Raw genomic sequence first — 11,634 nt, 5'->3', positions numbered from 1 at the left:
ATTCGGGAGATGCGTCGGGGGAGCCGGGCGAGGATAGGCAACAGCGTGGCCATCTGGTGCTCCGCCTGATGGCGGACGGCCTCGCGCCCGGTCAGTTCGCCGGCGACCTCGGCGCCCTGGGCCTTGGCGGGGTACGAATGCGACTACTACCGCAAAGGTTAAGAGCTGCGAGGAGCTAGCGGTCGGCAGTGAGTAGCTTTGGCGCCATTTCGCCGTAACGGGCTGGGGTTGCGATGCCTGCGGCGAGCAGGGCATTCGTGGCAAGGATTGGCTCGACTCGGTTGGCGAGCCAATCCTTCTGGAGTCCCGTCTTGGTGGCGACTTGGTCAAGCGCTACGAAGATCTTGTAGATCGAGTGATCGCTGAACTGGCGGTGGTCTCGTTTGGCTCGTCGGGCGATGTTGGAGAGGAGTCCTGGACGGTCGAGAACAGCGTGGTTCCACAGCTTTGCGCAGTGGGCGTTGCGGTTGCGTAAGTAGACGAATGACCGGACTTGGCTTGGCAGTGTGGTTGGAGAAACGTTCATCGACGCTGCCATGACGTGCAGGACGCCGGACTTGCTTGAAGCCTCGATGAGCCTGGACAGGCTGCCGAACGAGAAGGCCTCAACTGCTACCCAGATGGGCATACGTGCGTAGGCTTTGATGCTGTAAGCGCTGCCCGTCTTGATTTCATCGCGGTAGTGAGACACAAAGGTCTCCTGGCTGCGACCCAGATTCGACAGTGCATGTTCTTCGACACGTTCGTCATTAGGATCAGGCGATTGCGTGAACCCGTCACCACGGGCGAACTCTCCGATCGCTCCGACACGTTGGGCGTAGTAGTAGGCGAACCGGGTTCTGAGGAGAACCTCGATCGGGTGGAGGACTTCGTCGCACACCGCAACCAGGTCTTGTTCGGCTTCGTAGAGTCGCTGGATCACTTCGAAGGATGAACCGTCGAGGAAGTGATTGTTGCCCGCCATTGGGTCAGCTTGCCAGTAACGGAAATATCCCGAGAACCGGTAGTAGTTCACGCGAGATAGGAACTCGGCTGCTGATGCGGTGTCAGTGACGGTCAAACCGCGTGCTTGAAGCAGTTTGACTTGTTCGTCGTAACTGAGCCAGCGCTTGACCATGAGCTCCCTAGAAAATGAAAGGCCCCGGTCATTTGTGCATTGCCCTTGCGGGACTAGAGGCCTGACCGGGGATCTATCACCTCCTACGGTACGTCAACGTGGCCGTCTGGTCAACGTCACGTGCCGAAGTCGACGTCTCCACACCAGAGATCCAACCAACTCTCGACCGGGGTCGGGGCGAGCTGAACGACCATCCCCAAGCTAGTCAGGTTCATGCCCGAACTCCAGCGGCGTGGATCGTGTCAAGGCTGCCGCAGCGCTTCTCCTGGTGCCCTGTCCGGATTCGCCGGTGCTCAAGGGCGTACGGGCGAGAGCCTTCCTCACGCCGTGTCCGGTTTCGGTGCTTGCCGTGCCTGACAGGTGAGAGCCTGGCGCATCCCGCGCCCGCGATTGTCTATCCGGCTCTCAGAGTAGGAGCCGGTCATGACCGCGCTACAAGCGTTCACCAACCACGAGTTCGGCACGATCCGAACCATCACCTCGGGCGGGCAGATGGGTCTGCTGAAGGTTTGGTTGAGCCTGGGGTTTATGCCGCCAGTGTAGTGGCGGGGGTCATGACTGCCTCGTACTCGACGGGGGTCAGTTTGCCTAGGCGTCGTTGTCGTCGTTTGCGGTGGTAGATCCCTTCGATCCATGCGACGATCGCCAGTCGTAGCTCCTGGCGGGTGGTCCAGCGTTGCCGGTCGAGGACGTTCTTCTGCAGGAGCGCGAAGAATGACTCCATAGCGGCGTTGTCACCACACGCGCCAACACGTCCCATGGAGCCGCGCAGGCCGAACTTCTTGAGGGCTTTGGTACTTCTTCGACCGGAATTGCGAGCCGCGATCCGAGTGCACGATCACGTCTTTCGGGAAGCCACGGTGATCGACGGCCATCGTCAACGCACCGACAGCGATCCGGGCTTTCATCCTGGGCTGGATAAAGTAGCCGACGATCTTGTTGTGCCACAGGTCCTTGATCGCACAGCAGTACAATTTCCCCTCGTCAGTCCAGTGTTCGGTGATGTCGGTGACCCACACCTGGGCAGGACCACCAGCGACGAACAGCCGCTGCACGAGGTCATCATGGACCGGCGCGCCGGCCTTGCGGTACTTGCGTTTGCGGCTGGTGATCCTCGAGGAGATCCCCGCAACGTGGCACAGCCGCCACACGCGACGCTCCGAGATCTGGTAGCCCAGATCGTGGAGGTCGTCAGCCAGCACACGGTAGCCGCCCTCGGGATCGTCCTCGTGGAGTTCGTGCAACACCTCGATAAAGTGTTCCTCTTCCTGCTGGCGAGCAGAAATCGGCTGTTTGCGCCACTGGTAGTAACCCTGCTCGGAGAAACCCAGTACCCGGTACGCCACCGGCACCCGTAGCGGGGCGTTCGGGGCGGCCATCTCGCGGACGAGCGGGTACATCATTTTGGGGTCCGCAGATTCGCTGCGAGAGATACGCCGCCGCGCGACGCAGCACCTCGTTTTCCATCTCCAACTCGCGGATCCGCTGCATCGCGGCCGTCATCTCGCGACGTTCCTCGACGTCACTGGTCGGCGTGAACCCGAGAGCCCGGAACCGGTCGTCCTTGACCCACGTCTGCAACGCGGACTTCGAGACTCCAAGGTCTTTACACACTTGCTTCTGCGACAAGCCGCTGTTCACCAGCGCGACTGCGTCACGCTTGAACTCGTCCGAATAGATTCTTGACACGATCGCCATCCTTTCAGCACGACCCTTCCAAAGTCATGCGGTCTTGGACTCAATCGAACCTTCAGCAGACCCCCGATTGATCTGGAGGTAGGTCTCCCCCCACCGCTATAGCACCTGCGCGTGTGACCCCAAAAAACCGGATGTTGTAGGTCATTCAAAACCCGGCTCGTCCGCATCGGTCACGAGGGCGCGCTCTTCGGCAACGACGAGCACCTCAGCTCCTTCGAGAACTTCACCGAGAACCTCGTTAACCGCCCATTCGAGGGAATCGAGCGCGTCCTCTCCCCCGCTAATAGCTTCAGCTTCCCGGTCGTTTACCCGTATGAGCGCCGCGCCACCGATCGGTACAACACCGGCTTCGTCAGCGCCGTGTTCATCAACGATTCGTGCCCATGCGGCGTCCAATGCACCTGGCGTCATGACCCGCACCCGGACGCGATAGGTGAGATCTTGGGTTGTGTGTCGATCGAACCAGTCGTTCGATAACGTCCAAAATGTCACATCTCCAGTATCAGGCTACGTCGCTGACGCCGCAAACGGTACGCGACACATTATTGTGGCGCTGGGCGCAGACCCCCAACGGCACGAGCTTGAGCGCGACCGCTGAGGCGACTTCGAACGGTTTGATCGTGGCAACCTGTTGACGTGGCGCACGACGACTACGCCTAACCCCTCGATGAAGTGGACCATCAGGAAACCTCTGCAGCGGGGTCAGGAGAACAGCACGCGTTGACCGTCAGCGTCGGGGTAGCGGCACGAGAAGCTGGTGGCGGCCATCGACGTCAGCGTGCGGCGGCGCCCACACTCTCAACCCGCCCGCGGACGGGCCGGGAACGGGTACGTTGGCTGGCACGCAAATTGAAGGAGCACCATGGCCTATTCCGAGGGTTACGAGTACCACATCCACCTGAAGCAGGGCGACATCGGCCGCTACGTCTTCCTCCCCGGAGACCCCGGCCGCTGCGAGACGATCGCCCAGCACTTCGACAACCCCCATTTCGTGGCGTCGCACCGCGAGCACACCACGTGGGCCGGCGAGCTCGACGGTGTGCCCGTCGCCGTGACGTCCACCGGCATGGGCGGTCCGTCCACCGCGATCGCCGTCGAGGAACTCATCCACGTGGGCGCCGATACGTTCATGCGGGTGGGCACCTCCGGCGCCATGCAGCCCGAGACGCAGCCGGGCGACATCGCCGTGATCAACTCCGCCATCCGCGACGAGGGCACCGGCCTGCACTACCTGCCGATGGAATTCCCCGCCGTCGCGCACCAGGACCTCATCAACGGTTTGGTCGACGCGGCGAAGGACCACGGGAAGCGTTACCACGTGGGCGTGTCCCAGTCGAAGGACTCGTTCTACGGCCAGCACTCGCCTGAATCCATGCCGGTGGCGGGTCGCCTGAAGGAACGCTGGGACGCCTGGGTGAAGGGCGGCTGCCTCGTCTCCGAGATGGAGTGCGCCACGCTGTTCCTGGTGGGGGCCACCCGCCGGGTGCGGACCGGTGGCGTGATGATGATCATGGGCCACCACGATTTCGCCCCCATGACCGAGGAGGAGAAGGACGCCTCGCAGATCGGAAACCTGATCCCGACGGCGATCGAGGGCATGCGCCGCATCATCGCCGCAGACAAGGCCCGGGCGTCGGCTGGCTGAGCCCACCGCGCCCACCACATTCGAAGGCGCCAGCCTCCCCGTGGAAGGTTGGCGCCGACGGTGGCTGGAGGAGAGCGGCAGCACGCTCAACTGCCGTTCGACTACGCTTAGCGAAGCCGCAACGAAGGGGAGCCAGATGAACAACCACGTAGTCGCACGTGTCCGCGAGGTCATCGACCAGCACGGTGATCGCATCGCCACCCGCATCCGCGACGGTGAGAACTGGCGCACGCAGACCTACGCCCAGTTCGGTGAGCGCGTCAAGCGCGTGGCCCAGGGACTGCTCAACCTCGACGTGGAGGCGGGCGGGCGCGTCGGCATCTTCCTCGGCAACTGCCCGGAATGGTCCGAGTTCGACCTGGGTGCCTGCACCGTCCGCGCCGTCCCCGTCCCCCTCTACGCGACCTCCACGCCGGAGCAGATCCAGCACATCGCCGGCGACTCCGGGCTGACGGTCATGTTCGTCGGCAACCAGTCTGAGGCGCAGCGGGTCCTCGAGGCGTCCGAGCACCTGCCGGAGCTCCAGCACATCATCGTCCTGAAGCCCTACGACGGGATGCCCGAGCACCTCATCTCGTACGGCGACTTCCTCGCCGAGCCCACCCCCGCCGTCGAAGAGCGGTTCGCGGAGGCCGACGGCGACGACCTGGCGTCGATCATCTACACCTCCGGCACCACCGGCAACCCCAAGGGCGTCATGCTGCAGCACAAGGCATTCGTGCTGCAGTCCGACGCGCTCGACGAGTTCTTCGACATCTCCGAAGAGGACGACTCGCTGTCCTTCCTCCCCCTGTCCCACGCGCTGGAGCGGGCCTGGACCTACGTGGTGCTCATGCACGGCTCGATGAACACCTACGTGGAGAACGCGCGCACCGTCGCGGAGCAGATGGTGTTGGCCGAGCCCAGCATGATGGTCTCGGTGCCCAGGCTGTTCGAGACGGTCTACACGACGGCGCACCGCAAGGCCGCGGGGTCGCCGGTGAAGCGCGCGATCTTCGCGTGGGCGCTGAAGATCGGTCGCCACAACCAGTACGCGCGCCGCGCCGGCCGCACGCCAAGCCCCGCGCTGCAGGCGAAGCTGAAGATCGCCGACAAGCTCGTGCTCAAGAACGTGCGCCACGCCATGGGCGGCCCCAAGACCGTCCTGGCCTGCGGAGGCGCGCCGCTGAGGTTGGAGATCGAGGAGTTCTTCGCGTCTGTCGGCATGCCGGTGCAGGTGGGCTACGGGCTGACGGAGGCCTCGCCGCTGGTGTCGTTCAACGCGCCCGACGACTTCAAGGAGAGCACCGCCGGCAAGGTGCTGGTGGGCGCCGAGGTGAAGATCGGCGAATTCGGCGAGATCCTCTACAAGGGCCCCAACGTGATGCAGGGCTACTGGAACGACCAGGCCGCCACGGACGAGGTCATCAAGGACGGGTGGCTGCACACCGGCGACGTCGGCTACGTCGACACCGACGACTTCCTCATCATCACCGACAGGCTCAAGGACATCATCGTGACGCAGGGCGGCAAGAACGTCGCCCCGCAGCCCATCGAGGGCCTCATCCTGGCGGACCCGCTGTTCGAGCACGCCGTGCTGCTGGGCGACAACCGCCCGTTCGTCACGCTGCTGGTCAAGCCGTCGCTGCCCGCCGTCGAGGAGTTGGCGAAAAAGTTCAACTGGAGCGGCGACGCGAAGGACTGGATGGCCTCCAGCGAGCTGGCGCAGGAGTTGAAGCGCCGCGTCGAGGAACTCACCGCGAAGTTGCCGTCGCAGGAACGCCCGAAGGAGACCACCGTCCTGGACGAGGAGTTCACGATGGACAACGGGTTGCTGACGCCCACGTTGAAGGTGCGTCGCCGCGAGGTGGAGAAGCGGTTCCGCGAGAAGGTCGACGAGGTGTACGCGCGTCTGGAGAAGGCGTGGGAGGAGCGCAAGGCCGACCGCTGACTCCCTCGAGCCTGCCGCGCGGCGAGGGGCGTCGCCTTTGTGCCTTCACCAGACCTTCTGCGCCGGATCCGCCGAGGCCGGGAGAAGAAGGACGCGAGTGTTGCCCCTGCGCTGGACGTGCGACGTGGAGGTGCTGGGGCCCGGTGTGGACTCGAAACTCGCGTCCTTCATCTCCCGCCCTCGGCTTCATCGTTGAACTCGTTGGTGGTTGGCGCCGCCCCAGCTGACGTCGGCGCGTACGGAGATCGTCGAGACGATGATCAGGCCGACGGCCACCAGCATGAGGTCGCGCAGCAGCACCTTGTCGAGCCAGACGCAGAGCCCCAGGCGACGGCGAGCGTGAGGTAGCCGACGGGCTTGAGTTCGAGGGCGACCGGCCGCGCCGGCAGCGTCAGTCCTTCTTGTCCTTGTCCTTGTCCGTCGAGCGGCCGCCGGTCAGGCGCAACTCGCGGGCCTCCTGGAAGGCCTTGCGCTCCTTCTCCTCCTTCTTGATGGCGGCCTTGTCGTCGCGCAGCGGGAGCTGGAGCTCCTCCTCCGCCCGGATGCCGCCCTGAAGCTGGCGGCCCCGCTCGAGCTCGGCGTCGATCTCAGCGCCGAACAGCAGCACCATGTTGATGATGTTGATCCAGAACAGGAAGATGATCACGCCGGCGAGGGTGCCGTAGGTCTGGTCGTAGCTGCCGAAGTTCGCCACGTAGAAGCCGAAGCCGACCGAGGCGATGGCTGCGCCGATGATGGCGACGACGGCGCCGATGCTGATCCACCGGAACTTCGGCTGCTGCACGTTGGGGGTGCCCCAGTAGAGCAGCGCGACGATCACTATCACGATGATGAGCAGCAGCGGCCATTTGGCGATCTCGAAGACGGTCACGGCGGTGTCGCCCAGGCCGATGAGGTCGCCGACGGAGCGGGCCACCGGACCGGAGACCGTCACGAGCACCAGGGAGACGGCCACCAGCACCAGGATGAGCGCGGTGAGGCCGTACTGGCTGAGGTTGAGCTTGATGGGGCCGCGACCCTCGGGCACCTCGTAGATGCGGTTCATCGCGCGGCCGAACGCCTTGACGTAGTTCGAGGCCGTCCACAGCGCCACGGCGATACCCGTGATCAGGCCGATCCCCGGGGCGGGGGTGGACAGCAGCGAGTCCATGACGGGTTCGATCGTCTCGAACGCGTCGACGGGGATCGCACCGCGGTCCTGCAGGTCCTGCAGGAGGTTGCGGATGAGGTCGCCGCCCTGGCCGAGGAGGCTGAGGATCGACACCAGCGCGATCACGGCGGGGAAGATCGACAACACCGTGTAGTAGGTGAGGCCGGCCGCGGCGTCGGACATCTGGTCGTCGGTGAACTCGCGCACCGCGTTCTTCGCCACGAACTTCCAGCTCGGGGCCTTGATGTCGGTGGGGTTGTCGGGTTTGCGCGCGTCCTCGGGGTGCGGGGCGCCCTGCTTGGTGCCGCTGTCCTGCTCGAGTTCGTTGGCCATCAAAACTCCTCCTCGTCGATCTGTCCCCACCACCGTAGGGGGTCAGGCGGACCGTGCGGGTCATCCCAAGGGGCGACAATGGCTGAAATGTGCAGGGAAAAGACGCGACGATGCCGCCGATATAGCCTCATCGGGTCGATTCCTCCCGGCAAATCTGGGGCAACCGGCATCGTGGACCCACACCCGCGCTGATGGGGCACGGGGATAACATCGCCTGCATGGCCAAGTTCTCGATCAACCGTACGACCACCCCCACCGCAGACGCCGCCCGCAAGGCCGCGCTGGCTGACCCAGGGTTCGGGCGCTACTACGTGGACCACATGGCTGTGGTCGATTACATCGGCGGCGACGGCTGGCAGGAGCCCCGCATCGTGCCCACCACCGAGTGGGCGCTGCACCCTGCCTCCGCCGTGCTGCACTACGGCCAAGAGATCTTCGAGGGGATGAAGGCCTACCGCCACGACGACAACTCCATCTGGCTGTTCCGGCCCGAGCGCAACGCCGCCCGGTTCGTGAACTCCGCCCGCCGGATGGGCATGGCCGTGCTCCCTGAGGACCTGTTCCTCGCCTCCGTGGAGGAGCTCGTCAAGATGGAGCAGGACTGGGTGCCGGTCAGCGAGAACGAGCAGAGCCTGTACATCCGCCCGTTCATGATCGCCTCCGAGCCGTACCTGGGCGTCCGCGAGGCCAACACCTACCGCTACGCCGTGATCGCCACGCCCGCTGGCGCCTACTACGCCGAGCCCGTGAAGCTGTGGATCACCCCCAACTACGCCCGCTCCGCGCCGGGCGGCACCGGCAGCGTCAAGTGCGGCGGCAACTATGCCGCAAGCCTCATCGCCGCGGAGGAGGCCGCCGCCAACGGCTGCGGGCAGGTCCTCTGGCTCGACGGCGCCGAGCGCAAGTGGGTGGAGGAGTGCGGCACGATGAACATCATGTTCGTCACCGACGACGGTGAACTCCTCACCCCGGAGCTTGGCACCATCCTCCCCGGCGTCACCCGCGAGTCCATCCTGCGTCTGGCCGATGAGCACGACCTCAAGCCGGTGGAGCGCATGATCTCCATCGACGAAGTGCTCGACGGCGTGGAGAGCGGCAGGATCGCCGAGGTGTTCGCCTGCGGCACCGCAGCGGTGGTCACCCCCATCACCGGCTTCAATTCGCCGGGTCGCGGCCCTCAGGAGATCGGCGACGGCACCCCGGGCGTCAAGACCCGCGAGATCCGGCAGCACCTCGTCGACATCCAGTACGGCCGCGCCGAGGACAAGCACGCCTGGATGCGGCGCGTCGTCTGATGCGGGAGAGCGACGCCACCGCTCGGCACACGGCGCGTGGCTGGTCGGCATCGTCCTGGTGGTGGGCGGTGCGGCCCTGGTGAGCCAGGAGCAGCACGTCCGGGAGAGGGAAGCGCGGCGGAGGATGCGCTGGCGCTGAGTCCGGCCCTGACCGCCGGGGCAATGCGGCGTTGGCCGACCAGGTTTCTGGCCAACTGCCCCTAGTGGGCTGGCAGAGTGGGGCCTGCAACCGATCCTGAGGAGAGTCCCCATGAGCCAGCCCCCCGGCCCGCAACACCCCCGGCCAGCCGAACCCCGGTCAGTGGGGCTCAGCCCCCCACGGCGCCCCTCAGCATGGCGGGCCGCCGCAGCAGGGCCAGCCCATTGCGCCCGGCCAGTACGGGCAGCCCGGTGCGCAGTACCCGCAGTACGGCGCCGGCCCGCAGCAGCAGTGGGGCCAGCCCCCACAGCCCGCGAAGCCCCGCAAGGCGCCGAAGATCCTGATAATCACCGGCGGCGTCATGATGGTGATCGGCATCGCGCTTGCCATCCTGCTGGGCAGCGGGATCGCCTCCAGCATCCCGGACGACTCCGAGATCACCCGGATCGGTTCGGGAGCCACAGTTGATGTCCGGGAGCACACGCTGCTCTACCGGCCCGATGGCGCAGCAGTGAACTGCCGGATCAATGGCCCCGCCGGCGTGGAGCCTGACCTGAATTACACGGGCCGGGGGATGTCGTTCACCCACGGTGGCCGGCTGTACGAGGCGTTCGGTCAGCTCGGCGGCGACGACGGCCCCTGGGGCCAGTACCGCGTCACCTGCGACAACAGCGACGTCATCGCCGCCCCGCCGCTGGACGCCGGCGCCCTCGGCGGCGGCGTGCTCGGCATCGTCGGCGGCGCGTTCCTGGGCGGTATCGGCCTGATCCTGCTGATCGTCGGGCTGATCATGCACTTCGTGGGACGCAACAAGAACTGAGACACGACGAAGGGCGCGGCCGTGTGATCCACGGCCGCGCCCTTTCGCATGCGTCGGCGCTCAGCCCACCGTCGTGCTTCGCGCCACGCCCAAGCAGGTGCACGTTGTGCAGCGGAGTTCCTGCACAACGTGCACCTGCCCGGCCGAAGGCCTGACGGTGGCGCCAGCCGAAGGGGAGCGGCAACATCGGAATAGTTGAAATGTAAATCATGTTGTACACTGGTGGACGCAACTTCGTGAAAGGCACAACATGCAGTTCGGCATCTTCACCATCGGTGATGTCACCACCGACCCCACCACGGGCAAGACGCCCACGGAGAACGCCCGCATCAAGGCCACCGTCGAACTGGCGATGAAGGCCGAAGAGGTGGGCCTGGATGTGTTCGCCACGGGTGAGCACCACAACCGGCCGTTCATCGCGCCGGCCAACCCGCCCATCCTGATGGCGCACCTGGCGGCGAAGACCGAGAAGATCCTCCTCTCGACGGCCACCACGCTGATCACCACGAACGACCCCGTCCGCCTCGCCGAGGACTATGCCTACGCGCAGCACCTGGCCGACGGCCGCGTGGACCTCATGATGGGCCGCGGCAACACCGGCCCGGTCTACCCCTGGTTCGGCAAGGACATCCGCGAGGGCATCAGCCTCGCCGTCGAGAACTACTCCCTGCTGCACGCGCTGTGGCGCGAAGAGGTGGTCAACTTCGAGGGCAAGTACCGCACCCCGCTGCACGGCTTCACCTCCACCCCGCGCCCGCTCGACGGCATCCCGCCGTTCGTGTGGCACGGCTCCATCCGCTCGCCGGAGATCGCTGAGCAGGCCGCCTACTACGGTGATGGCTTCTTCCACAACAACATCTTCTGGCCCTCCTCCCACACCCGACGCATGGTTGACCTGTACCGCAAGCGCTATGAGCACTACGGGCACGGCAAGTACGACCAGGCGATCGTCGGCCTCGGCGGCCAGGTGTTCATGCGTGAGAACTCACAGGACGCCATCCGGGAGTTCCGCCCCTACTTCGACAACGCCCCGGTCTACGGAGGCGGCCCGTCACTGGAGGACTTCATGCGCGAGACGCCGCTGACGGTCGGCTCCCCGCAGCAGATCATCGAGCGCACCCTCAGCTTCCGCGAGTACGCCGGCGACTACCAGCGCCAGTTGTGGCTCATGGACCACGCCGGCCTGCCGCAGAAGACGGTGCTCGAGCAGCTCGACCTGCTCGGCGAAGAGGTGGTGCCGGTGCTGCGCCAGGAGTTCGCCAAGCTGAAGCCCGCCCATGTCCCCGACGCCCCGACGCACGCCAGCATGCTGGCAGCCGCCGGTGGCCCCGCGGAGCAGGCTGAACCCACCGAGCCGCAGGTAGACCGCTGGACAGGCACCCGCGCCGAGGACGACAACAAGCTCTGACCCTGCCCTGCCCGGGCCCGGGCCACGGCCTCACATCTAGATTTGAGGCCCCAGACGACACCAGATCTAGATTTGGGGCATCCCCCCGCCCCAGGAGGC

At 65.5% G+C, this 11,634-nt stretch carries 8 protein-coding genes and 1 pseudogene; 5 read left to right on the top strand and 4 right to left on the bottom strand.

The annotated features are described in order from the left end of the window. Positions 1–175 precede the first annotated feature (175 nt). From BN1186_RS03690 to BN1186_RS03680, 3 genes and pseudogenes are all read right to left on the bottom strand, one after another. On the bottom strand, positions 176–1,117 hold the full coding sequence (locus BN1186_RS03690; RefSeq protein WP_040282601.1) for an Abi family protein: 942 nt from the start codon (positions 1,115–1,117) through the stop codon (positions 176–178). Positions 1,118–1,643: 526 nt separating this feature from the next. Then, positions 1,644–2,806, bottom strand: a pseudogene (locus tag BN1186_RS03685) (IS3 family transposase). Between the two features lie 150 nt (positions 2,807–2,956). After that, complete coding sequence (locus BN1186_RS03680; RefSeq protein WP_040282595.1) at positions 2,957–3,307, bottom strand: hypothetical protein; 351 nt, start codon at positions 3,305–3,307, stop codon at positions 2,957–2,959. Between the two features lie 370 nt (positions 3,308–3,677). On the opposite strand from BN1186_RS03680, the gene udp reads away from it, so the two are divergent. Further along, positions 3,678–4,460, top strand: coding sequence for a uridine phosphorylase (udp, locus tag BN1186_RS03675; RefSeq protein ID WP_040282594.1), 783 nt, complete (start codon positions 3,678–3,680; stop codon positions 4,458–4,460). A gap of 136 nt (positions 4,461–4,596) precedes the next feature. Then, positions 4,597–6,390 carry an AMP-dependent synthetase/ligase gene (locus BN1186_RS03670; RefSeq protein ID WP_040282593.1) on the top strand — a complete coding sequence of 598 codons (1,794 nt, stop codon included), beginning with the start codon at positions 4,597–4,599 and terminating at the stop codon, positions 6,388–6,390. A 391-nt stretch (positions 6,391–6,781) separates the two neighbouring features. On the opposite strand, the gene BN1186_RS03665 is transcribed toward BN1186_RS03670, so the two are convergent. Then, positions 6,782–7,873 (bottom strand): YihY/virulence factor BrkB family protein, encoded by a 1,092-nt coding sequence (locus BN1186_RS03665; RefSeq protein WP_040282591.1) that lies wholly within the window; start codon positions 7,871–7,873, stop codon positions 6,782–6,784. Between the two features lie 218 nt (positions 7,874–8,091). Here BN1186_RS03665 and BN1186_RS03660 point away from each other — a divergent pair, with 218 nt between their 5' ends. The 3 genes from BN1186_RS03660 to BN1186_RS03650 all read left to right on the top strand — a co-directional run bounded on the left by BN1186_RS03660 (position 8,092) and on the right by BN1186_RS03650 (position 11,535). After that, entirely contained in the window at positions 8,092–9,168 is a 1,077-nt protein-coding gene (locus tag BN1186_RS03660) for a branched-chain amino acid aminotransferase (protein WP_040282590.1), read from the top strand. 503 nt (positions 9,169–9,671) lie between these two features. After that, positions 9,672–10,127, top strand: a complete 456-nt coding sequence (locus BN1186_RS03655) for a hypothetical protein (protein WP_139650806.1) — start codon at positions 9,672–9,674, stop codon at positions 10,125–10,127. Between the two features lie 250 nt (positions 10,128–10,377). Next, complete coding sequence (locus tag BN1186_RS03650) at positions 10,378–11,535, top strand: LLM class flavin-dependent oxidoreductase (protein WP_040282587.1); 1,158 nt, start codon at positions 10,378–10,380, stop codon at positions 11,533–11,535. Positions 11,536–11,634: the final 99 nt, after the last annotated feature.

Source organism: Tessaracoccus massiliensis (genome assembly GCF_000826065.2).
GTDB classification, from domain to species: domain Bacteria; phylum Actinomycetota; class Actinomycetes; order Propionibacteriales; family Propionibacteriaceae; genus Arachnia; species Arachnia massiliensis_A.
This window is presented reverse-complemented; position numbering and strand designations above follow the sequence as displayed.